At 68.3% G+C, this 24,746-nt stretch carries 15 protein-coding genes and 1 pseudogene; 10 read left to right on the top strand and 6 right to left on the bottom strand.

What is annotated here, in order from left to right; translation table 11 throughout:
* Nucleotides 1-144: 144 nt before the first annotated feature.
* Entirely contained in the window at nucleotides 145-1,371 is a 1,227-nt protein-coding gene (locus CSW59_RS06615; protein WP_099443286.1) for a serine hydrolase, read from the bottom strand.
* A 119-nt stretch (nucleotides 1,372-1,490) separates the two neighbouring features.
* Between CSW59_RS06615 and CSW59_RS06610 the strand changes: the two genes are divergently transcribed.
* From CSW59_RS06610 to CSW59_RS06590, 4 genes are all read left to right on the top strand, one after another.
* Nucleotides 1,491-3,425, top strand: coding sequence for an ATP-binding protein (locus CSW59_RS06610; RefSeq protein WP_099443285.1), 1,935 nt, complete (start codon nucleotides 1,491-1,493; stop codon nucleotides 3,423-3,425).
* Nucleotides 3,426-3,659: 234 nt separating this feature from the next.
* Nucleotides 3,660-4,835 carry an IS481 family transposase gene (locus CSW59_RS06600; RefSeq protein WP_099442224.1) on the top strand — a complete coding sequence of 392 codons (1,176 nt, stop codon included), beginning with the start codon at nucleotides 3,660-3,662 and terminating at the stop codon, nucleotides 4,833-4,835.
* 219 nt (nucleotides 4,836-5,054) lie between these two features.
* Nucleotides 5,055-6,296, top strand: coding sequence for a TetR/AcrR family transcriptional regulator (locus CSW59_RS06595; protein WP_099443284.1), 1,242 nt, complete (start codon nucleotides 5,055-5,057; stop codon nucleotides 6,294-6,296).
* A gap of 192 nt (nucleotides 6,297-6,488) precedes the next feature.
* Nucleotides 6,489-7,604: a hypothetical protein gene (locus tag CSW59_RS06590; protein WP_099443283.1), complete on the top strand. Its 1,116-nt coding sequence runs from the start codon at nucleotides 6,489-6,491 to the stop codon at nucleotides 7,602-7,604.
* Between the two features lie 151 nt (nucleotides 7,605-7,755).
* Here CSW59_RS06590 and CSW59_RS06585 read toward each other — a convergent pair whose 3' ends face one another.
* Entirely contained in the window at nucleotides 7,756-8,436 is a 681-nt protein-coding gene (locus tag CSW59_RS06585) for an FABP family protein (protein WP_099443282.1), read from the bottom strand.
* Between the two features lie 243 nt (nucleotides 8,437-8,679).
* Between CSW59_RS06585 and CSW59_RS06580 the strand changes: the two genes are divergently transcribed.
* Genes CSW59_RS06580 through CSW59_RS06570 form a run of 3 tightly spaced genes read left to right on the top strand, consistent with a single transcriptional unit; the run spans nucleotide 8,680 to nucleotide 14,362 of the window.
* Entirely contained in the window at nucleotides 8,680-10,170 is a 1,491-nt protein-coding gene (locus CSW59_RS06580; RefSeq protein ID WP_099443281.1) for an efflux transporter outer membrane subunit, read from the top strand.
* An 11-nt stretch (nucleotides 10,171-10,181) separates the two neighbouring features.
* Nucleotides 10,182-11,249, top strand: coding sequence for an efflux RND transporter periplasmic adaptor subunit (locus CSW59_RS06575; RefSeq protein WP_099443280.1), 1,068 nt, complete (start codon nucleotides 10,182-10,184; stop codon nucleotides 11,247-11,249).
* Entirely contained in the window at nucleotides 11,249-14,362 is a 3,114-nt protein-coding gene (locus CSW59_RS06570) for an efflux RND transporter permease subunit (protein WP_099443279.1), read from the top strand. The genes CSW59_RS06575 and CSW59_RS06570 overlap by 1 nt, the downstream gene beginning before the upstream one ends.
* 51 nt (nucleotides 14,363-14,413) lie before the next feature.
* Here CSW59_RS06570 and CSW59_RS06565 read toward each other — a convergent pair whose 3' ends face one another.
* Entirely contained in the window at nucleotides 14,414-15,364 is a 951-nt protein-coding gene (locus CSW59_RS06565) for an NAD-dependent epimerase/dehydratase family protein (RefSeq protein ID WP_099443374.1), read from the bottom strand.
* An 88-nt stretch (nucleotides 15,365-15,452) separates the two neighbouring features.
* Here CSW59_RS06565 and CSW59_RS06560 point away from each other — a divergent pair, with 88 nt between their 5' ends.
* A complete protein-coding gene (locus CSW59_RS06560; RefSeq protein WP_099443278.1) occupies nucleotides 15,453-16,340 on the top strand; it encodes a LysR family transcriptional regulator in 888 nt (295 codons plus the stop codon).
* A gap of 33 nt (nucleotides 16,341-16,373) precedes the next feature.
* Nucleotides 16,374-16,489, top strand: a pseudogene (locus tag CSW59_RS21785) (hypothetical protein); the annotation flags it as partial.
* A gap of 18 nt (nucleotides 16,490-16,507) precedes the next feature.
* Here the strand turns inward: CSW59_RS21785 and CSW59_RS06555 are convergent.
* Entirely contained in the window at nucleotides 16,508-18,307 is a 1,800-nt protein-coding gene (locus CSW59_RS06555; protein WP_099443277.1) for a methyl-accepting chemotaxis protein, read from the bottom strand.
* A gap of 58 nt (nucleotides 18,308-18,365) precedes the next feature.
* Entirely contained in the window at nucleotides 18,366-19,598 is a 1,233-nt protein-coding gene (locus CSW59_RS06550) for a glycosyltransferase (protein ID WP_099443276.1), read from the bottom strand.
* 247 nt (nucleotides 19,599-19,845) lie between these two features.
* Here CSW59_RS06550 and CSW59_RS06545 point away from each other — a divergent pair, with 247 nt between their 5' ends.
* A complete protein-coding gene (locus CSW59_RS06545) occupies nucleotides 19,846-20,187 on the top strand; it encodes a DUF883 family protein (RefSeq protein ID WP_099443275.1) in 342 nt (113 codons plus the stop codon).
* 303 nt (nucleotides 20,188-20,490) lie between these two features.
* On the opposite strand, the gene rpoC is transcribed toward CSW59_RS06545, so the two are convergent.
* A complete protein-coding gene (gene rpoC, locus CSW59_RS06540) occupies nucleotides 20,491-24,681 on the bottom strand; it encodes a DNA-directed RNA polymerase subunit beta' (protein ID WP_099443274.1) in 4,191 nt (1,396 codons plus the stop codon).
* Between the last annotated feature and the right edge of the window lie 65 nt (nucleotides 24,682-24,746).

Raw genomic sequence — 24,746 nt, 5'->3', positions numbered from 1 at the left:
GGGAATAGCGCCCCCTCCGTCTCGCCGCTTCGCGTCGATCCACCTCCCCCGTTTACACGGGGGAGGATGACACCCCTCCTCACCCGCAACGCGGGGGAGGTGGCGCGCGGCGAAGCCGCGTGACGGAGGGGGCGCTCCTCGACCTCACCCCACCGCCTCCGTCAGACTGGAATACACCAGCGTCCGCAGCTCGCGCCGGATCGGGTACGAACTCGACGGCATCAGCTGGGTCATGAACACCACCGCCAGATCCTCGACCGGGTCGATCCAGAAGGCGGTCGAGGCCATGCCGCCCCAGAAGTACTCGCCCGGCGAGCCCAGGTTCTTGGTGCGGGCCAGGTCGACGGTCATGGCGAAGCCGAGGCCAAAGCCCAGCCCCTCGAACACCGCCTCGCTGAACAGGGACTTGGAGAGCTCGGTCAGCTCCTTGGCCCCGGGCAGGTGGTTGATGGTCATCAGCGCGATGGTCTTGGGGCTAAGCAGCCTTGCCCCGTCCAGCTCGCCGCCGTTCAGCAGCATCCGGCAGAAGCGCATGTAGTCGTCGGCCGTCGAGACCAGACCGCCGCCGCCTGACTTCATCGACGGATCGGTCAGGTAGCGGCTCTTCTCCGGATCGTCCTGCAACACGACCTTGCCCGACGGCGTCAGGGCGTAGCAGGCGGTGAAGCGCGACCGCTGACTTTCCGGAACGAAAAAGCCGGTGTCGACCATCTTCAGCGGGTCGAAGATCTTTGTCTTCAGGAAGACGTCGAACGGCTGGCCTGAGATCACCTCGACCAGATAGCCCAGCACGTCGGTCGCCACCGAATAGTTCCAGGACTCGCCGGGCGAGAACTCCAGCGGCACCGTCCCCAGCGTGTCGACAAAGGCCTGCAGGCCGCCCTCGCTGTCCACCCCGTCCAGCTTCAGCTTGCGATAGGCTGCGTCGACATTGGTCCGCTGCTGGAAACCATAGGTGAGACCCGCAGTGTGCCGCAAAAGGTCGATCATCCGCATCGGCTCGGTGGTCGGCTTGGCCAGGAAAGCCCCCGGCACGCCGCCGTTGAACACGCCCAGGTTCCGCCAGGCGGGGATGAAGCGGTGCACCGGGTCGTCCAGCGCCACCAGCCCGTCCTCGACCAATATCATGAAGGCCACGCTGGTGATCGGCTTGGTCATCGAATAGATGCGGAACAGACTGTCGGCCTTCAAAGGCGTGCCGCGCTCGACGTCCGCCTGCCCCAGCACCGATGTGTAGGCTAGCTGGCCCCGTCTCCAGACTTGGGTCAGGGCGCAGGGCAGTTTTCCACTGTCGATATATTTGGACTGAATGAAGCCGTCGATGCGCTTCAAGCGCTCGGACGACATTCCCACGGCTTCCGGCGTGCTCAAGATTTCCTCCCCTGCTCCATTGTCTTTTTGGCGCCGCCCGGAAAAGCGAGCGCGACATTCCGTCGCAACCCAAACTTTACCCGGATGGGCGCATCCTGATTGAAGACGAGGGAATCAGGATGGGCAAGCACTTGGAAGCGGGAGCTGCCTCCAGGATCGAAGCGGCGGCCGCCGACTGGTTCTTCCAGAACAGCCTGGACATGTTCGTGGTGCTGCACGGGCGAACCATCGCCCGCGTCAATCCCGCCTGGACGGAGGCGACCGGCTGGGGTCCCGAGGACTCGCTGGGCCGGCACATGCACGACTTCTTCCACCTGCACGACACACCGATCATCGAGGACATCGGCCGCATCCTCCAGGTGCGCGGCCAGGCCACCGGCGAACACCGCCTGGCCCGCAAGGGCGGCGGCTGGCTGTGGGTGCGCTCACAGTCCAAGACCCTTGAGGGCGGCGACCTGCTGATCGTCTTCCAGGACCGCACCGAGGAGCGCGCCCGCAACATCGCCCGCCAGCAGGCCGAGCGCTCCAACGAGCTGCTGCGCACCGCGACCGGCGTCTTCGTCTGGCGGTTCAATCCGCGTAAGGGGATGTACGTCTTCGAGCAGGACATCGCCACGCCCAGCCAACCCGAGGGCGGGGCCCGGACGATGACGGTCACGGACATGACCCTCTCGATCCACCCCGACGACCGCGACCGCGCCTGGGAGGCCCTGTCGCGCACCTTGCGGACAGGCGAGCATGTCGAGATCGACTATCGCTATCTCGACCCGCCGACCGGACGATGGGCGCACATCCACTCGACCTGGCGCGGGGTGCGCGGCGCAAGTCCCGACGCCTGGGACGTGATCGGCATCAGCCAGGACGTCACCGAGCTGGTCGAGGCGCGCGACGCGGCCCTGGCCGCCGCCGACGCCAAGAGCCAGTTCCTGGCCAATATGAGCCACGAGATCCGCACGCCCATGAACGGCGTGCTGGGCGTGCTGCACCTCTTGAAGAAGGAGCGCTTGTCGCCCGACGGCCGCCGCCTGCTGAACGAGGCGCTGGACTGCGGCGAGATGCTGTCCCAGCTGCTCAACGACATTATCGACGTCTCGCGCATCGAGGCGGGCAAGCTGGATCTGGCGGACGAGCCGACCGAGCCGGCGGAGCTCTTGCGCGGCGTGGCCGAGATGCTGCGCCCGCAGGCCGAGGCCAAGGGCCTATACCTGCGCGTCGAGACCCCCAAGAAAGACCAGGGGGGCGATCTTGGCTGGGTCAATACCGATCCGCTGCGCCTGCGCCAGGCCCTGTTCAACCTGCTAGGCAACGCCGTGAAGTTCACGCTGGAGGGCGGCGTCGTCGCGCGCCTTTCGGGCCGGCGCGAGGGCGATCAGCTTCGCCTGCGCTACGAGATCGAGGACACCGGCGTGGGCATCGAGCCCGAGGCGGCGGCCAAGCTGTTCGAGCGCTTCCGGCAGGGGGACGGCTCGACGACGCGTCGCTTTGGGGGCTCGGGCCTGGGCCTGGCCATCTGCCGGCGCCTGGCCGAGCTGATGGGCGGCAGCGTGGGCTTCGACAGCACGCCGGGCAAGGGCTCGACCTTCTGGCTGGAGATCGAGGCGGAGGCCGGCGCAGCGCCGAACGAGACCCATGACGATGACGACGACGCCCAGCTGTTCGCCGGGCTGCGGGTGCTGCTGGTCGAGGACAACGCTACCAACCGCCTGATCGCCGGCCGCATGCTGGAGGCGCTGGGCGCCCAGGTCAGCCTGGCCGAGGACGGCGTCCAGGGCGTGGCCATGGCCCGCGAGGGCTTCGACCTGATCCTGATGGACATCCAGATGCCCGGCATGGACGGCGTCGAGGCCACCCAGCGCATCCGCGCCCTGCCCGCCCCGATCGGGACCGCGCCGATCCTGGCCATGACCGCCAACGCCATGGCCCACCAGCAGGCAGGCTATGTCTCCGCCGGCATGGACGGCGCGGTGGCCAAGCCCCTCTCCCCCGCCGCCCTGGCCCGCGCCATCGTCCAGGTGCTGACCAGCGACAGAACGGGGACGCTGAAGGCGTCGTAGGGGCGCGCCCTTCAACGCCCATCATTCTCCGTCATTCCCGCCCTTGTGGCGAGAACCCCTGGTTCAGCTGACACGTGAGATGCAAGCGGACCGCCTGCGGTCCGCCCCCTCCTCACTTGCGGCCGATAGAGGGGTTCCCGCCACAAGTGTTCAGACCGGGGACATGCCTGACGGTTGTTCGGGGAGATAGCTGACACATCATCGGCTGGATGAGGCTCTTGAGGAGTGCGGTCCATGCCTTGGCGCGAGGTGTCGGCGATGGAAGAGCGGCGGGCGTTTGTCAGGCTTGCGCTGCTGGAGGGAGCCAACCGGCGGGAGCTATGCCGTCGGTTCGGGATAAGTCCGGACGTGGGCTACAAGTGGCTGGCGCGGGCGGCGGCGGGGGATGAGGGGCTGGCGGACCGCTCGCGTCGACCGCGTGAGAGCCCAGGACGCAGCTCATCGGAGATCGAGGCTGCGGTGCTGACGGCGCGGGAGGCGCATCCGGCCTGGGGGGCGCGCAAGCTGAAGGCCTGGCTGGAGGCGCGCGGAACGGCCGCGCCCGCGGTGTCGACGGTGCACGCGATCCTGCGCCGGCATGGGTTGATCGAGGCTTTCCCGCCCTCACCGGGCAAGGCCTGGAACCGGTTCGAGAAGAGCCATCCCAACGAGCTTTGGCAGATGGACTTCAAGGGCTGGATCAAGCTGACCAACGGCGAGCGCTGCCATCCGCTGACGATCCTGGACGACCATTCGCGCTTTTCGCTTGGCCTGCAGGCTTGCGCCGACCAGCGCGGCGCCACCGTCAAGGCTCACCTGGAGCGGGCTTTCCGCCATCACGGCCTGCCTCAGGCCTTCTTCGTCGACAATGGACCGCCCTGGGGCGAGGCCAGTGGCGAGCGTTGGACGCGACTGGCTGTCTGGCTGCTCAAGCTGGGCGTCCAGGTGCTCTACAGCCGCCCCTACCATCCTCAGAGCCGGGGCAAGATCGAGCGCTTCCACCGCTCCCTGGCCGCCGAGGTCTTCGACCTGCAGCCCTTCGACAGTTTCGCTCAGGTCCAGCGCGCCCTGGATCGCTGGCGCGAACTCTACAATCACGAGCGTCCCCACGAAGCGCTCGACCAGGCTTGTCCCGCCAGTCGCTATCGGACCAGCCCAAGATCCATGCCCCGCCAAGCCCCCCAGCCCCAGTACGACAGCGCCGATATCCTCCGCACCGTCTCCACCACCAAGGCCTACGTCCAGTTCAAGGGCCGCTTCTGGCGGGTCCCTAAGGCCTTCCAAGGCGAAACCCTCGCTCTGCGCCCCCTGGAACGCGACGGCCTCTACGGCGTCTTCTTCGCCTCACACCAGATCGCAACCATCGACTTGACCCTTCCCAAAAGTGTCCGCCATGTCTCCGAACAGGTGTCCGCTATCTACCCGGTCTGAACAACAAGGGCGGGAATGACGGTCGTGGTTGGGTGGCGCATTTCCGACCGCGCGTTCGCCCCCTCCTGAAACATTCCTGACAAACCCTGACGCTACGGGAAGCCAGATTATCCCTTCACGGAGGGGATGGCCTTTCGGGGCGGCCCTTGGACGCCTAGATAGGCGGGACGTCCGATCGCGCCGCCCGACGGGGCCCGCGTGTTCTTGGGGTGAGTTTCGATGGACGATGGTCGGATCGGCGGGGCGTCGACAGAGCGCTACGCCCGCAAGAAGGAGGCCATCCTGGCCGCGGCCACGGTGATCCTGAACCGTCAGGGCGTGCGCGGCATGACCCTGTCCGACGTCGCCGCCCAGGTCGGACTGAACACCACCAGCGTCACCTACTACTACCGCAAGAAGGACGACCTGGCCGCCGCCTGCTTCATGCGCGGGCTGGAGCGCTTCGAGGCCATGGTCGAGGAGGCCGCCGCGCAAGGCTCGCCTGCCGACCGGATCGTCAAGTTCCTGGATCTCTATCTCGACCTGCACCGGGGCGTGCGCCTGGGCCAGGCCACGCCGCTGACCAGCTTCGCCGAGGTCAAGGCGCTGAAGGAGCCCCTGCGCGGCTCGGTGGTCGAGGCGTTCAACAATCTGTTCCGGCGCGTGCGCAGCTTCTTCGACGATCCGTCCCTGGCGCATCTGGATAAGCGCCAGCGCAACGCCCGCGCCCATCTCCTGATGGAGCAGGTGTTCTGGGCGGGGACCTGGCTGCGCCGCTACGACGTCGAGGACTATGGCCGGGTGCGCGACCGGATGGGCGACCTGCTGCTCAATGGTCTGCCGGCCGCCGGTCGGACTTGGACGCCGCGCGCCTTGCCCGACCCGACGCCCCTATCCCAAGACGAATTGGCTCCCGACGGCCTGGAATGGCGCGAGACCTTCCTGGTCGCCGCCACGCGGCTGATCAACCAGCGCGGCTATCGCGGCGCCTCGGTCGAGGAGATCTCGGCGGCGCTGAACGTGACCAAGGGCTCGTTCTACCATCACCATGACGACAAGGACGCCCTGGTCGCCGAGTGCTTCGAGCGGACCTTCACCGTCACCCGCCGCTCGCAGCTGGACGCCCGTGATCTAGACACCGACAGCTGGACCCAGCTGGCCTCGACGGCGGCGGGGCTATGCGCCTACCAGCTGTCCGAGCACGGGCCGCTGCTGCGCGCCTCGTCGATGGGCGCCCTGCCCGCTGAACTGCGCCACGAGATGGCCGACGGCTATGCGCGCGGCTGGCAGCGCTTCGCCTCGATCATCTCGGATGGGATCGCCGACGGCTCGATCCGCCCGATCGACCCCAGCATCGCCGCCCACATGATCAACTCGATGCTGAACGCCGCCGCCTCTCTGCCGATCTGGGTCCAGGGCCTCGAGCGCGAAGAAGCCGCCGACCTCTTCGCCCGGCCTCTGCTGACGGGCGTGTTGGGGTAGGGACGGCTGTCATCCCAGGCGGAGACCCGGGACCGCGAGAAACGCCGGCGATTGCCGCGGTCCCAGCTCGGCGCGCTTCGTGTTTGGCCGGGATGACATATTGCAAAGTGTTGCGACACATTAACCATAACCTAGGTTGCGTCGCCGGCGCCTGATACGCTCAAGCCACTGATTCGCTTCGAGTCTCGCCGCATGACGACGATCAATCCGTATTCGTCGACCTACGCGCCCGGCCTAACCGCCGGCCAAACGGCGACGCAGCGCGCCAACCAGGCGACCGGCTATGGCCAGACCCGCGACCAGAGCCCGACGATCAACACCCCGGCGGTCAACGTCACGCTCTCGCCCGCCGCCCAGGCGGCGCTGAAGGCCCAGACCGACTCCCGCACGGTCGAGGGCGTGGTCGCCGAGTCCAAGGCCCAGATCGCCGCGCGCCTGAAGGCGGCGGGGACCACCAACGCCTTGAAGGACGGCAATCCGACGATCGACGTCTCGGGCCTGGACCGCCGCTCGCTATACGCCGTGGCCAGCAACCAGGGCGGCGACTTTCCGATCGAGCAGCAGGTCGTGGCGTCCCTGGCGCTGAAGGCCCAGCACGATCAGGCCCTGGCCGGCCCCGCCGCCCAGGCGCGGCTGACCGGCGACTACGCGACCCTCTATCAGACCGCCATAGACCAGATGGACGCCGCTGGCCCCGAGGAGAAGGCTTCGGCCGCCTGGAGCCGCGACCGCGCCGCCCTGGTCGAGGCGCGCGGCCAGGCCATAGCCCGGCCGGGCCTGGCGCCCGTCGGCGTGAAAAACGACAGGGTCGCCGCCTATGTCAACGAGACCGGCAGCATGGTCGCCGGTGCCAAGACCCGCGACTTTGGCAAGGTCGCCACCGACGTCCGCGTCGCGCTGGACAAGCAATATTCGCTGGCCGTGCATCCCGACGCGGCCAAGAGCCCCGACAGCGGCTATATCGACTTCCGCCGTTTCGACGATCGCTCGCTGGCGGCTGTGGCCCTGAACCAGGATGAGCAGTTCTCAGCCCACGAGATTCATATGGCCGAGATCGAGGTCCGCTCGCGCGACAGCGCCGCAATCAAGGCCAGCTTTCAGTCGACCAGCGACGACCCCGGCGGCTTCGGCAAGGCGATGATCACCCGCTACGCCGGCATGACGACCGAGGAGCGCCAGGCCTCCGGCTGGACCCCGGCCGCCTACGCCAAGATGGTCGAACTCCAGGCCTCGCGCGAGAAGCTCAGCCAGATGTTCAACGCCAACGGCTCGATGGCCGGGCCGCCAAGCTTGTTGGATTATCTGTAGAAATCCAAAACCTCGTCATCCCGGAAGCCTCGAAGAGGCTATCCGGGACCTAGAGGCCGGCGCACCGCAGTTGCCCCTGGGTCCCGGCTCTCCGCGCTTCGCGCTACGGCCGGGATGACGAGAGAACTATCCGGGTTTTAGACCGCAACCCTCACCCCAGCGTCAGGAACCCGTGCGCCTGGGCCAGGCTCTCGCCGGCCGCGATGCGGGCCGAGGGATTGGGGCGCGGTTCGCCAACCTTGACCAGGGTATTGCGGTCGATGTGCTTGAACGGCTCATCGCGGCCGCGCACCTGCAGCATGGTCGTCGAGACGTATGACCAGCCCCCGTCGTCCTCGAAGCGGATATCCAGCTGGTAGGAGTCCGTGCGGAACGCCCACTCCAGGAAGTCCGTCGAGCAGATCCCATAGCCCGCACCGCCGCGCTCGGCGCGCACCGACAGGCCCGAGCCGTCGGCGTTGGCCTGACCCTTGGCCAGCGCCACCTGGCCGCGCGGGATGGTCAGGGTCTGCATGATCAGGCCCGTGGCCGGCTCCCACAGCCAATAGCCGATCTGGTCGTGGAACGTGGTGTCCTCGTCCGAGGCGACGATGTGGACGTGGTAGCGCAGGCCGTACAGCAGTTGCGGGCCGTTGGCCTGCGGGTCGATCGGATGCAGTTCGATGCGTTCCAAGAACTCGCGGCGCTCGGGTCCATCAGCCTTGGGGTTCAGGTCAACGCCCTTGCGGCCTTCCCAGACCCCGGCCAGCCGCGTCAGCGGACCCAGATTGGCCAGAGTGTCGGGATCAACGTCTTCCGGTTCGGAGAAAATGTCGGCTGGGAACTCGCTCATGCGTCCTTGGGTCTATCACATCCCGCTTAAGGTCAAGCTTGACGGTTCGGGGCGGAAAAAGGGTTTCATCCAGCGACGTCCTGACCGCGTATAGAGGGTGTTGATGACACGATTGGGATCGTCGCAACGGAAGCTTAGCCAGGGCGTTCGACGAGGGGTTTCGCATCCGTCGGGGGACGCCTATTGGGACAACATCGGTCGCCGTACCGCGCCCGCGCATAGCCAATATCGGAACTGATCTTCATGCGTTTCGCCAAGACCGGCTCGGCCGGGCGTTCTGGCTCCTCCCTCGGCGCGCGCGGCGCGGCGCTGGCCGCGACGGCGGCGGCGCTGAGCGGCTGCGTGAGCCCCGCGCCCAAGGTCGACGCGCGCCTGCCCGCCGCCTATCAGGCGCCGGCCGGAACGCCCCTGCCCGCCCAGGCGCTGGACCAGTGGTGGACCCGCTTCAACGATCCGGTCCTGAACGATCTGGTCACGACGGCTCTGGCCCAAGCGCCCGACGCGCGCCTGGCCGCCGCGCGGCTGGAGGAAGCCCGCGCCGTCCGCTCCGGCCAGGTCCGCCAGCTCTATATCCCCTCCACGCCCCTGACCGGCTCGGCCCAGCGCGTCGACACCGACATCATCGACCAGAACGGCCCCGGCGGCTTCACCCAGGGCGGGGTCAGCAAGACCTATTCGGCCAGCTTCGACGTCTCGTGGGAGCTGGACCTGATCGGCCGCCGCCGCGCCGCGCGCAAGGTGGTCGACAACGACCTGGCCGCCGCCCGCTTCGCTTACGAAGGCGCCCGCGCGGCCCTGGCCGCCAATGTCGCTCAGTCCTATTTCGAGGCGCGCGGCTATGCGGTTCAGCTGGACGACGCCCGCCAGAGCGCCCGCATCGCCCAGAGCCTGTACGACGTCGCCACTGAGAGGGGCCGCCGAGGCCTGGCGGCCACCGCCGAGAGCGATCGCGCCGCCGCCGACCTCGCCCAGGCCCAGGCCCAGGTCGCCCAACTGGAAGCCCAGCTGCAGGCCTCGCGCCGTAGCCTGCTGATCCTGGTCGGCAAGGGCGTCGATCCGCTGGCCAGCCTGCCGGTCGAGCCGGTTCTGGCCAAGGCCCCGCCGATCCCCGCCACCGCCCCTGGCGCGCTGCTGGCTCGCCGCCCTGACGTGCGCGAAGCCGCCGCGCGGCTGCTGTCGGCCTCGTCCACCCTGAACGTCAACGAGCTGGCGCTGTTTCCGACCCTGAACCTGGAGCCGGGGGTTGGCCTCTCCAAGGCGATCAGCCCCAGCTTCCTGCAGCCAAGCCAGACCACCTCGACCACCAGCTCGGCTTGGACCCTGGGCGCGAACCTGTCGGTCCCGGTGCTGAACATCCCCAAGCTGCTGTCCGACATCAAGGCCCAAGGCGCGCGCGTCGAGCAGGCGGCGATCACCTACGAGCAGACCGTCCAGACCGCCTTCGGCGAGGCCGAGAACGCGCTGGTGCAACTCGACGCCGACCAGCGCCGCGTGGCCCTGCTGGCCTCCGGCGAGCGTCGCGCCGCCGTCGCCTACGAGGCCAGCCGCAAGGGCTACGCTGCGGGCCTGACCGACCTGACCACGGCTCTACAGACCGAGCAGTCCTGGCGCGGCGCTCGCACCGCCCTGACCGGGGCCCAGACCCAGGCGCTGCAACGCGCCGTCCAGACCTACAAGGCGCTCGGCGGCGGATGGTCGCCGCAGAGCTTTCCCCAGAAGCCTTCCGCGCAATGAGACCCGCCCCGATGACGACCCGTTCTCTGATCGCCACCGCCCTGGTCAGCGCCGCCCTCGTCGGCGTCGGCGGGGGCCTCGCCGCCTGCGGTAAGAAGCCAGAAGCCGACACCGCCAAGCCCGCCGGCGCCGAGCAGGCCCGCGCCGTCTCGGTCACCCGCGTCGAGACCCGGGCTCTCGGCGGCGGCTTCAAGGCCTCGGGCCAACTGATCCCGCGCGAGGAGGCGGCCGTGGGCTCGGAGCTCTCGGGCTACCGCGTCGCCCAGGTCTTCGTCGAGGAAGGCGCCTGGGTCCGGGCCGGCCAGCCGCTGGCCCAGTTGGACAACACCCTGCTGCGCGCTCAGATCGCCCAACAGGCCGCCGTCGCCGCCCAGGCCGAAGCCGAAGCCAAGCGCGTCAGCGGCCTCGACGGACAGGGGATTCTCTCCCAGGAGCAGATCGAGAGCCGCCGCTACACGGCGAAAGCCCAGGCGGCCGCCCTGGAAGAGCTGCGCACCCGCGACCGCCGCATGACCATCACCGCCCCGGTCTCCGGCCGGGTGCTGGAGCGCACGGTGCGTCCCGGCGACGTGGCCGGCGGCAGCACGCCCTGGTTCCGCATCGCCCGCGATGGCCTGGTCGAGCTGAACGCCGAGGTCAGCGAGGCCGACCTGTCCAACGTCCGCGTGGGCCAACCGGTGCGGGTCAGCGTCCCTGGCGGCGCGACCGTCTCGGGCGAGGTCCGCATCGTCAGCCCCCTGATCGACACCACGACGCGTCTTGGTCGCGTGCGCGTGCGTCTGCCGCTGAACGAGGCCCTGCGGGCCGGCGGCATGGCCACGGCCGAGTTCGGCGCCTCGGGCGTCCAGGTCACCGCCGTGCCCGAGGCCGCTCTGCGCCTCGACGCCGAAGGGGCCTCGCTGATGGCGGTCGACGACCAGAACCGCGCCCGCCAGATCCCGGTCAAGACCGGCCTGCGCGCCGGCGGCTGGGTGCAGCTGATCGACGGCCCGGCCGTCGGCACGCGCGTGCTGCTGGGCGGCTCGGCCTTCACCTTGGACGGCGACAAGGTCAAGCCGCTCGACAAGGCGGCCCGCTAATGTCGTCGCAACTCCGCGTCTCCGCCTGGGCGATCCGAAACCCGATCCCGATCGCCGTGCTGTTCATCGCCCTGATGCTGGGCGGGATCGCCAGCTACTTCATGCTGCCGATCAAGCAGTTCCCCAACGTCTCGTTCCCGATGGTGGTGGTCACCGTCACCCAGAGCGGCGCGGCCGCTGGCGAGATGGAGACCCAGATCACCCGTCCCGTCGAGGACGCGGTGGCCAGCCTGTCCAATGTCGAGAGCATCCGCTCGACGGTGGTCCAGGGCGCCTCGACCACCTCGATCGAGTTCGAGATGGGCGTGGATCTGCAGAAGGCCCTCGACGAGGTCCGCTCCAAGGTCGACCAGACCCGCACCGAGCTGCCGCGCGAGATCGACGAGCCGATCGTGCAGCGGGTCGAGCTGGACGCCCTGCCGATCACGACCTACGCCGTCTCGGCGCCGTCCTTGTCGATGATCGACCTGTCCTGGTTCGTCGACGACACGGTCAGCCGCGCCCTGCAGGGCGAGAAGGGCGTGGCCCAGGTGTCGCGGGTCGGCGGCGTCGACCGCGAGATCAACATCGTCATCGACCCCGACCGGATGGCCGCGGCGGGCGTCACGGCGCCTCAGCTGAACAACGCCATCGCCCAGTTCAGCCTGGACGCGCCCGGCGGCCGGGCCATCGTGGGCCAGCGCGAGCAGACCGTGCGCGTGCTGGCCGCGGCCCGCACGGCCGAGGACCTGCGCGCCCTGACCATCCCGGTCGGCGGCGGCCGCTATGTGAAGCTGACCGACGTGGCCCAGGTTGGCGACGGCGCGGGCGAGCCCCGCTCGTTCGCCCGCCTGGACGGCCGCCCGGTGGTGGCCTTCCAGGTCAGCAAGACCAAGGAGTCCAGCGACGTCCAGGTCGAGGACCGCGTAAAGGCGGCGATCAAGCGGCTGGAGGCGGCCCATCCGGGCGTGACCTTCACCCCGATCTATTCGGTCGTCGACGACACCCGCGCCAGCTTCAACGCCACGGTCAGCACCCTGGTCGAGGGCATGATCCTGGCGGCCCTGGTGGTGCTGCTGTTCCTGCGCGAATGGCGCGCGACCGTGATCACCGCCATCGCCATGCCGATGTCGCTGGTGCCCACCTTCATCTTCATGGTGATCATGGGCTTCTCACTGAACGTCGTGACCCTGCTGGGCCTGACGCTGGTGATCGGCATTCTCGTGGACGACGCCATCGTCGAGATCGAGAATATCGAAAAGCGCGTCGCGGCCGGTCAGAGACCCTATGAAGCGTCGATCGAAGGGGCGGACTCGATCGGCCTGGCCGTCGTGGCCACCACCTTCACCATCGTGGCGGTGTTCGCGCCTGTGGCCTTCATGCCCGGCATCCCCGGCCAGTTCTTCCGCGAGTTCGGCCTGACGGTCGCCGTGGCCGTGCTGTTCTCGCTGGTGGTGGCGCGCCTTCTGACGCCGCTGCTGGCCGCCTATTTCCTCAAGCCCGTCGCCCACGCCCGCCCCCGCAAGCCGTTCACCGGCGCCTATCGTCGGGCGCTGGACTGGGCGCTGGACCACCGGATCGTCAGCTGCATCATCGGCGTGGCGATCTTCATCGGCTCGCTGATGCTGGCCGGCGGCCTGCCCGCCGGCTTCCAGCCGCCGGCCAACTACAACTACTACTACATGAAGGTGCAGGGCCCGCCCGGGGCCACGGCCGCCGACATGGACCGCGCGGTCGGGTCGATCACCCGGATGTTCGCCGCGCGGCCGGAGACGGCCCACGTCTTCGCCCAGATCGGCTCGCAGATCTCGGGCATGGGTCCTGGCGGCGGTGGCGAGGGCTCGGACCTACGCGACGGCACGGTAACGATCGTCCTGCACGACGACCGCGCGCTGCGGGTCTCCGAGATCAAGGCCCTGATGCGCGACAAGCTGCTGGACCTGCCCGACGTGCGCCTGACCCTGCTCAGCGACGACGGCGCGGCCGAGGTCCAGACCATCCTGACCAGCGACGACGGCCAGGCCCTGGAGCGCGCGGCCCTGGCGCTGGAACGCCAGATGCGGGGCGTGCCCAGCATCGCCGACCCGCGTCCGGCCACCCCGCCCAGCGGCCCTGAGATCGTCATCCGCCCCCTGCCCGCCGAGGCCGCGCGCCTGGGCGTATCGACGGCCGACATCGCCGCGGTGGCCCGCGTGGCCACGGTCGGCGACATCGACGCCAATGTCGCCAAGCTGACGGACGGCGAGCGCCGCCTGCCGATCCGCGTCCGCCTGCCCGACGACGCCCGCGCCGACCTGGAGCAGATCAAGGCCCTGCGCGTGCCGACCGCCTCGGGCGGCTTCACCCGGCTCGACACCGTGGCCGAGGTCGCCTTCCAGGCCGGCCCGGCCAAGATCGAGCGCTACGCCCGCAAGCGCCAGCTGACCGTCGAGGCCGACCTGGCCCCCGGCGTGGTGCTGGGCACCGCCAACCAGGACATCGACGCCCTGCCGGTGATGAAGAACCCGCCCAAGGGCGTGACCAAGGCGACCGGCGGCACCGAGGAGGCCATGGGCGAGCTGTTCGGCGGCTTCGCCATCGCGCTAGGCTCGGCGGTGTTTCTGGTGTTCGGCGTCATGGCCCTGCTGTTTGGCAGCTTCTTCAAGCCGATCACCATCATGTCGGCCCTGCCGCTGGCGATCGGCGGCGCGTTCATCGGCCTGCTGGCCTTCGGCATGAGCCTGTCGGTCCCGTCGATGATCGGCTTTTTGATGCTGATGGGTCTGGCGGCCAAGAACTCGATCCTGCTGGTCGAGTACGCGATCGAGGAAGAGCGCCGGGGCGTGCCCCAGCGCGAGGCCATCATCGACGCCTGCCGCGAGCGGGCCCGGCCGATCATCATGACCACCCTGGCGATGATGGCCGGCATGCTGCCGACCGCCCTGGGTCTGGGCAAGGGCGCGGAGTTCCGTCAGCCGATGGCCGTGGCCGTGATCGGCGGCCTGATCACCTCGACCGTGCTGTCGCTGGTGCTGGTGCCGGTGGTCTACGAGATCATCGACGACTTCGAGGCCTGGCTGAAACCCAAGCTGGCCCGGTTCGTCACGCCGCGCGAAGCGCCCGGCGAGGCCTCGAAAGACGCCACGCAGGCTTGAGACTAACGCCAGGACGCTCCCCCGCAAGATCACGCGGGGGAGCAGCGCCCGTCAGAGACACCCCATCGCCCGCAACGTCTCGCGCACCGCCGCGTCCAGCGGCGTATGGGGCTCGCGTCCCAGCCTCGCCGCCAGCTTTGCGCCGTCCAGGCGCACAGGCTGCTTCCACAGATAGCGCATCTCCATCATCTCGCGAGGCGTCTCGGCCAAGAGCGCCACGAGGCTCAGCAGGCCCCACGGCAGCGGCTTAACCCGCACGCCAGGGGCGCCGAGAGCGCGGACGACCGCCGCGATCATCGCCGTCCCGTCCGGGTCCCAGTGACCGGCCATGTGGAAGCGGGCGAAGTCCTCCAAGCCGTCCTGCTCGATCAGCTGGACCATGGTCTCGGCGACGTCGGGCAGATAGGCCCACTGGTGGCCGACGCCAGGAGCGTTCGGGTCCTGGATCGCCTTGGGACGCCCGCCCGGCGCGACGATCCCCTGACTGAACCAGTTGTTGGCGGCGTTAGGGCCGAAATAGTCGCCGGCGCGCACGATCAGGGCTCTGGCCTGCCCCGCCCGGGCGGCGTCTTCCAGTCGGCGTTCCAGCACAACCCGGATCGCGCCCTTTCGGGTCGCGGGGTTCTGCGGCGCGTCCTCGGCGATCAGCGGGAAGGCGTTGGGGCCATAGTTGTAGACCGTGCCCGGCAGCACCACGCGGGCGCCGTGGGTCCGGGCGGCGGCCAGGGTGTTGTCGATCATCGGCAGCACCAGTTCACCCCAGTTGCGATAGCCGGGCGGATTGACCGCATGGAGGATCACGGAAGCGCCCTTGGCGGCCTCGACTACGTCCTCGCGGACCATGGCGTCGCCAACCCGGCAGTCGATCCCCGGGAGCCGCCCGGCGGCCTCCACGGTCCGCGTCAGGGCCCGCACCCGCCAGCCGCCCGCCAGCAGCCGCCGCGCCACCGTCCCGCCGATCCCGCCCGTCGCGCCCAGCACCAAAGCCGTCTTGCCGTTCATGTTCGCCTCCATTCGCGTGAGGCCAAGATGGCAGCGGACCACCCCTTCATAAATTGCATAACTTCGTCGGCCATCTATACGTAAATAGATGAACACCGAGCCGAGCTGGGACCTCTTCCGCACCTTCGCCATCGTGCTGCGCGAGGGCTCGCTGTCGGGCGCGGCGCGGGTGCTGGGCATGACCCAGCCCAGCGTCACCCGCCACATCGACGCCCTGGAAGCGGCGGTTGGCGGCAAGCTGTTCGTCCGCTCGCAACGCGGCCTCTCGCCGACCGATCGCGGCCTGGCGCTGAGGACCCACGCCGAGAGCCTGGTCGCGACCTCGGCGGCGCTGCTGCGCGCGGCGTCGGGCGCGGAGGACGTGTCCGGAACCGTACGGGTCACCGCCAGCGAGGTGGTCGGCGCCGAGCACCTGCCCCCGATCCTGGCTGACCTGCGCCGCGCCCATCCCGCCCTGGCGATCGAGCTCGTCCTGTCCAACGCCGTCAGCGACCTCTTGCAACGCCAGGCCGACATCGCCGTGCGGATGGTCGAGCCGGCCCAGCAGGCGCTGGTCGCCCGCAAGGTCGGGGCAGTGACCTTGGGCTTCCACGCCCATCGCGACTATCTGGCCGCGCGCGGCGTCCCGACCACGGCGAACGACCTGCTGACCCAAGACCTGATCGGCGTGGACACCGAGACCCCAGCGGTCCGCGCCGTGATGAGCCGGATGCCGGGCCTGACCCGCGAGGCCTTCGCCCTGCGCACCGACAGCGACCTGGCCCAGCTGGCCGCGATCAAGGCCGGCTACGGGATCGGCGTCTGCCAGGTCGAGATCGCCCGGCGCGACCCGAACCTCGTCCGGGTGACGCCGGACCTTTTCAGCTTCGACCTGCCGCTCTGGGTGGTGATGCACGAGGACCTGCGCGGCGTCGCCCGCTGCCGCGCGGTGTTCGACGCGTTGGCCGAGGGGCTGGGACGGGTCGGAGGCGGCTAGGCGCTATCCCACCACCAACCGTCATTCCCGCCCTTGTGACGGGAACCTCTCTATCCGCCGCAGGTGGGTAGGGGCGGACCGCTGGCGGTCCGCTAGCGTCTCAAGTGTCAGCTGAACCACGGGTTCTCGCCACAAGGGCGAGAATGACGGTGGAATTTGAAGGGTGTCTAAGCCGCCCGCCGCGTCTGAACCGCCGCGCCGCCGCCCACCTTGAACCGTTGGACCAACTCCGCCAGGCCCCGCACCTCGGCCAGCAGGGCCTGGCTGGAGGACGCCGAGCGGCTGGCCATGGCCGTGGTGTGCTGGGTGCCCTGATCCATGCTGTTGACGGCGGTGTTGACCTGGCTGAGGCCGGCGGCCTGCTCCTGGGCGCTGGCGGCGATCTCGGTGATCACGGTGCTGATCGCGCCGACCTGGCTGGCGATGCGCTGCAGGGTCTCGCCCGCCGCCCCGACCAGCGACACGCCCGACTCCACCTGGCGCTCGGAGTCGGCGATGTGGGTCTTGATCTCCTTGGCGGCCTCGGCCGAGCGTTGGGCCAGGGCCCGCACTTCCTGGGCGACGACGGCGAAGCCACGCCCCGCCTCGCCGGCGCGAGCCGCCTCGACCCCAGCGTTCAGGGCCAGCAGGTTGGTCTGGAAGGCGATCTCGTCGATCACGGTGATGATCTGGGCGACCTGGCGGGACGAGGCCTCGATGCCGCCGATGGCCTCGACGGCCGAGGCGACGACGTCGCGCGAGCGGCCCGCTTCGGTCTGGGCCTGGCTGACGGCCTGGTAGGCTTCCTGGGCGCCGGTGGCGGTCTTGCGGACCGTGGCGGTGATCTCGTCGAGGGCGGCGGCGGTCTCTTCCAGGCTGGCGGCCTGCTGCTCGCTGCGGCGCGACAGGTCGTGGGCAGCCTCGGCGATGCCGCCGGCCCCGGCGTTCAGCCCGGCCACGGCCGAGACGACGGCGGACATGGCGCCTTCCAGGCCTTCGACGGCTCGGTTGAAGTCGGCGCGCAGGCCTTCGTAGTCATGGGCGAAAGGCTCGGTCAGGCGCACGGTCAGATCGCCGTCTGACAGGCGCTGCAGGCTGTCAGCCAGACGGCGGACGACCTGGGCCTGGTCAGCGGCGCGACGCGCGCCCTCGGCCCCGGCGGCCTCTCGCTCGGCCTCGGCCGAAGCGCGGGCGGACGCGGCTTCATCGGCCAGGCGGGTCTTCTCCAGAGCCTCGTCACGGAAGCGGTGCACGGCGTCGGCCATCAGGCCGATGTCGTCGGGACGGCCGGCGAACGGCAGCTCGACCCGCAGGTCGCCGCCCATCAACTTGCCCATGGCGTCGCGCAGGACGGCCAGCGGCGCGAGCTGGCGACGGGCCATGACGACCGAGGCGGCGGCGCCCGCCGCGCCCAGCAGCACGCAGGCCAGGGCCAGCACGCCCAGCTGGCGATAGACCGGCTGGAAGTAGTCGGCCTGGGGCACGCCCACATAGAGCACGCCGATCACCTGGCCCGAGGCGTCCTTGATCGGGTCGTAGGCCACGAAGAACGGCCGGCCCAGGATCTTGGCCTCGCCGCGATAGGGCTCGCCCTTGCCCAGCACCGCGTCATAGACGGGCCCCTTGGCCAGGGCCGTGCCGACCGCGCGCGAGCCGTCCGGCTTGGTGACATTGGTGGTGACGCGCTTGTCGCCCATGAACACGGTGGCGGTGCCGCCGACCAGGGCCTTCACCCGATCGACGCCGTCGAAGTCGCCGTTCAGGGCGCGGTCGCCGACGAACAGCGTGTCGCCCTCGCGCCGGAACGCCTTGCCGCGCTCGCCGATCACGTCCCAGGCCACGCGCATGCTGGCTTCCTGGTTCTGCGTCGCCTGACGGCGCGCGAAATCCAGAGAGCTCTTGGCCACGATGCCCAGGACCGCCAGGGTCAGGACCAGGAAGGCCGAGGCGATGGTCAGGCTGACTTTCGTGGAGATGCTGGCGCGCATGATACTGGTCCCAAATTCGGGACGAGAGTGCGCGAAACGCGCTGAAAACTGATTAAGATCAATGCGAGAACGCTGGTATTCGAGGGTGCTGCGGCATTCGGTCGCAGGTCTTGGACCGCGCGGCCGCCGCCGCCGCGATCACCGTGTCGACACGGTTGTCGAAGCGGTGTCTGGCCGCCGCCTTGACCTGGGCGTTTCGGCTCATGCGCCAGGCGGCCTCCGAATCCTCGGCCAGGGCGGCGATCCGCGCCAAGCCCGCGTCCAGGTCGCGCCAGCGATAGAGCAGCATGTCCTCGTCCTCGACGAACTGACTGGCCCACCAGGCGCTGTGGTCCGAGGCGACGGCCGCTCCCGCCAGCATCGCCGTCAGCGGCCGCTCATGCGAGCCGCGGCCAAAGTTGGCGTTGGCGTTCACAACCACCCGCGCGCGCCGCATTAGGTCGGCGGTGTCGGTCAGCTTCATCGGCGACGCCAGCCGCAAGCTGGGATGGGACTCGATCCACCCCTCGTAACCCGAGCCCACGCAGAACATCGGCAGGCCGGCCTTGCTGGCGCCCTCCAGGAGCTGCATGCGCCGGACTTTGCGGACCTGCTCATGCACCATGCACGAATAGCGTCGCGCCAGCACATAGCGCGGGTCGGCTGGATCCTCGCCCATGCCGCGCAGGACCTGGTCGAGCGCATCGAGAGCCGGAACGAACTCGGCGCCGAGAGCGGTCTCAAGCACGGCGTCGAAAAGCCGGCAGATGCCTTCCCCCTCATTCGCCCAGGCCGGCGGGGTGAGCTGGTAGAACGACCCCGAGAACAGAATTGGGATCGGGCGCTCGGCCGCGAAGGCGTCGGGATCGGCGTCGGGTTCGACGGGCTCGCCGACGCCCGCATGCGGACAGAAGCCGAAAAACGCGGCGTGATCGCCTCCGAACGTCGACCGCACGGCGTCCACATGGGAAGGGTCCACCGTCAGGATCGCCGCATCGGGCGCCACGTCCTTCAACCGCTCCAGATGAGTCAGGGGATAGTCGACGAATTGCACCACATGCGGCGCATCGAAGATCTGGCCGATCGTTCGCTCTCGCCGGCCCCGAAATTCGCCCAGGATATTGACCGAATAGACCAGCTCGGTCTCGCCCTGCGCAGCCGAGGCGTTGAATGTCTCGCACAGGTCTTTCGAGGTCAGGCCATCAATGACCGTGGTATCGTAGCCCCGCCGGCGGAACGCGGCGGCCATTTCATCAATGAACAGGCGGGTGGCGTCGTATTGAGACACCCCTTTGATAAACACCGCACGCATCGGAGGCCCCTCGACTCAACTTAAGATGGACCCTCGGCCTGGAATGGTTAAATAAACCTTAGGGATACGAACTTCGGGAATACGATCCCTAAGATTGCAAAGTTCATATGCCCGCGGGGGCGGTCGGGGTCGCCCAGCGCCATCGCTTCGGACTGGCGCGACGGAACGGTCTTCGGCGCGCGGGGTTGTGAGAGCGTCTCGCCGGCGCTCGCCGCGCCATCCCCCTCTCTCGCCCCGAGGTTCCATCATGACCGACTACTCAGGCAGCCTGACCTCCGCCAACAACGCCGCCAAGGATTTTTCGAACGAGGTCGAGCCCAAGTTCAAGGCCGTCACCGGCGCCGCCCACGAGGCCTACGACAGCCTCAAGGACGTCGCCACCGAGGCTGTGGGCGAGACCCGCGCGCGGGTCAGGGACCTGACCACGCGAGCCGGCGACAAGATCCAGCGCCGCTATGCCGATCTGGAGACCTGGGCCAGCCTCAAGCCCGTCCGCGCCCTCGGCGTCGCCGCCGGCGTCGGCCTGATCCTGGGCCTGCTGCTGCGCGGCCCCTCGACCAAGACCATCTACGTGCGCCCGCGCGATTAGGGCGTAGCGCCGGAAAAGCGCGGAAGGCCCGGGCGCGAGCTCGGGCCTTTTTGCAATCCGGCTCTCTCTCCCACCGCTGCGCGGCGGGCCCCGCCCTCTCCCTCTGGGAGAGGGACTTCAGCGCGCAACGAAAAAGGCCCGGGATCGCTCCCGGGCCTTTCCGTAGTCACTGAGGCGAGAAGCCTTATTCCGCGTCCGCCCGGGCGCTCTGCGAGCGCCCGAGTCTTGGAGTGTTTCGGACGCCTATTCGGCGTCCGCCCCGGGCGCTCTGTGAGCGCCCGAGTCCTAGAGTATTTCGGACGCCTATTCGGCGTCCGAAAGCGCGATTTCGGCCGGCAGCGGCTCCATCGCGTCTTCGCGCTGCTGGGCCAGCTGTTCGTCGCGCTTGGCGGCGACGCGTTGCAGGCTGCGCAGGTAGGAACCCGTACCAGCGGGGATCAGACGACCCACGATCACGTTTTCCTTCAGGCCTTCCAGGGTGTCGGTCTTGCCGTGCACCGAGGCTTCGGTCAGGACGCGCGTCGTTTCTTGGAACGAGGCGGCCGAGATGAAGCTCTTGGTTTGCAGCGAGGCCTTGGTGATGCCCAGCAGCACCGGCTGGGTCACAGCCGGACGACCGCCGCGAGCCACCGCCTTTTCCTGTTCCTTGTCGAACTCCGGCTTATCAAGGTGGTCGCCCTTGATCAGGCCGGTGTCGCCGGGCTCGAGGATCTCGACCTTTTGCAGCATCTGACGAACGATCGTCTCGATGTGCTTGTCGTTGATCGGCACGCCCTGCAGACGATAGACCTCTTGGATCTCGTCGACGAGGAAGTTGGCCAGGGCTTCGACGCCCAGGATGCGCAGGATGTCGTGCGGATCCGGGTTGCCGTCGATGATGTACTCACCCTTAGAGATGTAGTCCCCGTCGTGGACGGCGATGTGCTTGCCCTTCGGGATCAGGAACTCGACCGCCTCGGCTTGGTTGCCATCGGCGTCGACGTCCGGCGTGATCTTGATCCGGCGCTTGTTCTTGTAATCCTTGCCGAATTCGACACGGCCGTCCATTTCCGCGATGACCGCGCAGTCCTTGGGACGGCGGGCTTCGAAGAGTTCGGCGACGCGCGGCAGACCACCGGTGATGTCCCGGGTCTTGGCGCCTTCGGTCGGGATACGCGCGATCACTTCACCCGGCTTCACGTCGTCGCCGTCGGCGACGGAGAGAATGGCGCCGGCCGAAAGCAGATAGCGAGCCTCGCCGCCATTGCTCAGGCGCTTGTAGCTGCCGTCTTCCGACAGCACGCCCATGGCCGGACGCAGGTCCGAACCGCGGGCCGAGGTGCGCCAGTCGGCGACCACGCGCTGGGCGATGCCGGTGGCTTCGTCGACTTCCTCGCGGATGGACAGGCCATCCACCAGGTCCTCGGCGCGGATCTTGCCGGCCACTTCGGTGATGATCGGGGTGGTGTAGGGGTCCCAGTCGCCGAGGCGTTGGCCGCGCTTGACCAGGTCGCCGTCCTTGACCCGCAGGCGGGCGCCGTACGGCGGCTTATAGGTTTCGCGCTCCTTGCCGTCGACCAGCACGCTGACCGAGGTGTTGCGGCTCATGATGACCAGCGCGCCGTCGGCGCCCACGACCGTCGGGCCGATCACGCGGACCGTGCCCTCGTTGGAGGCTTCGAAGAACGACTGCTCGGCCACCTGGGCGGTGCCGCCGATGTGGAAGGTCCGCATCGTCAGCTGCGTGCCGGGCTCACCGATCGACTGGGCGGCGATGACGCCGACCGCTTCGCCGATGTTCACCGGGGTGCCGCGCGCCAGGTCGCGGCCGTAGCAGGCGCCGCAGACGCCGACCTTGGCCTCGCAGGTCAGGACCGAGCGGACCTTGACCGACTGAACGACCGCCGCCTCGATGGCGTCGGCGATGTTCTCGTCGATATAGGTGTCGGCCGGAACCACCAGCTCGCCGGTCGCCGGATCCTTGACGTCTTCAGCGGTGAAACGACCCAGGACGCGGGTGCCCAGCGAGACCAGCACGTCGCCGCCTTCGACGACGGCGCGCAGGGTGATGCCCCGCGTGGTGCCGCAGTCTTCCTCGACGATGATGCAGTCCTGCGCGACGTCGACCAGACGACGGGTCAGGTAACCCGAGTTGGCGGTCTTCAGCGCGGTGTCGGCCAGACCCTTACGGGCGCCGTGGGTGGAGTTGAAGTACTCCTGAACGGTCAGGCCTTCCTTGAAGTTCGAGACGATCGGGGTCTCGATGATCTCGCCCGAGGGCTTGGCCATCAGACCGCGCATGCCGCCCAGCTGCTTCATCTGGGCTTGCGAACCACGAGCGCCGGAGTGGGCCATCATGTAGATGGCGTTGATTTCCTTCTCGCGGCCGTTCTCGTCCTTATGCTTCATCTGAAGCTCGGCCATCATCTCGTCGGCGACACGGTCGGTGGCCTTGGCCCAGGCGTCAACGACCTTGTTGTACTTCTCGCCCTTGGTGATCAGGCCGTCGGCGTACTGTTGCTCGTACTCCTCGGCCAGCTTGCGGGTCTCTTCCACGATCTGCGTCTTGCGGACCGGGATGATGATGTCGTCCTTGCCGAACGAGATGCCCGCCTTGGCGGCTTCCTTGAAGCCCAGACCCATGATCTGGTCGGCGAAGATGACCGTCGCCTTCTGACCGCAGTGGCGGTAGACGATGTCGATCAGATTGCCGATTTCCTTCTTGGTCAGCGCCTTTTCGATCAGGCGGTGGCCGATCTGCGGGTGACGCGGCAGCAGGGCGGCGATCTTCATGCGGCCCGGCGTGGTGTCGATCACGCGGCGACGGGCCACGCCATCGGCTTCCACTTCGGTGAAGCGCGACTTGATCTTGGCGTGCAGCGACACGACGCCGGCGTCCAGGGCGGCTTCGATTTCGCCCAGGTCGGCGAAGATCTTGCCTTCACCCGGCTCACCCTCGCGAGCGACCGACAGGTAGTACAGGCCCAGGACGATGTCCTGCGACGGCACGATGATCGGGCGACCGTTGGCGGGCGACAGGATGTTGTTGGTCGACATCATCAGGACGCGCGCTTCCAGCTGAGCTTCCAGGCTCAGCGGGACGTGCACGGCCATCTGGTCGCCGTCGAAGTCGGCGTTGAACGCGGCGCAGACCAGCGGGTGCAGCTGGATGGCCTTGCCCTCGATCAGCTTGGGCTCGAACGCCTGGATGCCCAGACGGTGAAGCGTCGGCGCGCGGTTCAGCATGACCGGGTGCTCGCGGATCACCTCTTCGAGGATGTCCCACACCTGCGGCTGCTCGCGCTCGACCATGCGCTTGGACTGCTTGACGGTGCCCGACAGGCCCTTGGCGTCCAGACGCGCGTAGATGAACGGCTTGAACAGCTCCAGCGCCATCTTCTTGGGCAGGCCGCACTCGTGCAGCTTCAGCTCGGGACCGACCACGATGACCGAACGGCCCGAATAGTCGACGCGCTTGCCCAGCAGGTTCTGACGGAAGCGGCCTTGCTTGCCCTTCAGCATGTCGGCCAGCGACTTCAGCGGACGCTTGTTGGCGCCCGTGATCACGCGGCCGCGGCGGCCGTTGTCGAACAGGGCGTCGACCGACTCTTGCAGCATCCGCTTTTCGTTACGGATGATGATGTCGGGCGCGCGCAGCTCGATCAGGCGCTTGAGGCGGTTGTTACGGTTGATGACCCGGCGATACAGGTCGTTCAGGTCCGAGGTCGCGAAGCGGCCGCCGTCCAGCGGCACCAGCGGACGCAGTTCCGGCGGGATCACCGGCACCACGGTCATGATCATCCATTCCGGACGATTGCCGCTCTCCTGGAAGGCTTCCAGGATCTTCAGGCGCTTGGAGAACTTCTTCTGCTTCATGTCCGACACGGTGCCGGCCAGTTCCTCGCGCAGACGGTCAGCCTCTTTTTCGAGGTCGATCGCCTTCAGCAGGTTCTGGATGGCTTCCGCACCGATCTCGGCGGTGAAGCTGTCGTCGCCGTATTCTTCCTGGGCGCGCATGTAGTCGTCTTCGCTGAGCAGCTGGTGCTGCTTCAGCGGCGTCAAGCCCGGCTCGGTGACGATGTAGTATTCGAAGTAGAGGACGCGCTCGATGTCCTTCAGCGGCATGTCCAGCATCATGGCGATGCGCGAGGGCAGCGACTTCAGGAACCAGATGTGGGCGACCGGCGAGGCCAGTTCGATGTGGCCCATGCGCTCGCGACGGACGCGGGCCAGGGTGACTTCAACACCGCACTTTTCGCAGATGATGCCCTTGTACTTCATGCGCTTGTACTTGCCGCACAGGCATTCGTAGTCCTTGGTCGGGCCAAAGATACGGGCGCAGAACAGGCCGTCACGCTCGGGCTTGAACGTGCGGTAGTTGATGGTCTCGGGCTTCTTGATCTCGCCGAATGACCACGAGCGGATCTTTTCGGGCGAGGCCAGCGAGATGCGGATCTGGTCAAAGGTCGGAGCGGCCTGGACCGGATTGAAGATGTTCAGGACTTCCTGGTTCATCTTGGTTCCTTCTGCGGGGTTTCCCGCGAAAATTCGTAAGTCGGAGAGGGCTGAAAGGAGGCCCC

It is taken from the genome of Caulobacter sp. BP25 (assembly GCF_002737755.1).
In the GTDB taxonomy this organism is placed as follows: Bacteria; Pseudomonadota; Alphaproteobacteria; order Caulobacterales; family Caulobacteraceae; genus Caulobacter.
Note: the sequence above shows the minus strand (reverse complement) of the source record. Positions and strands in the feature narration are given on the sequence as shown.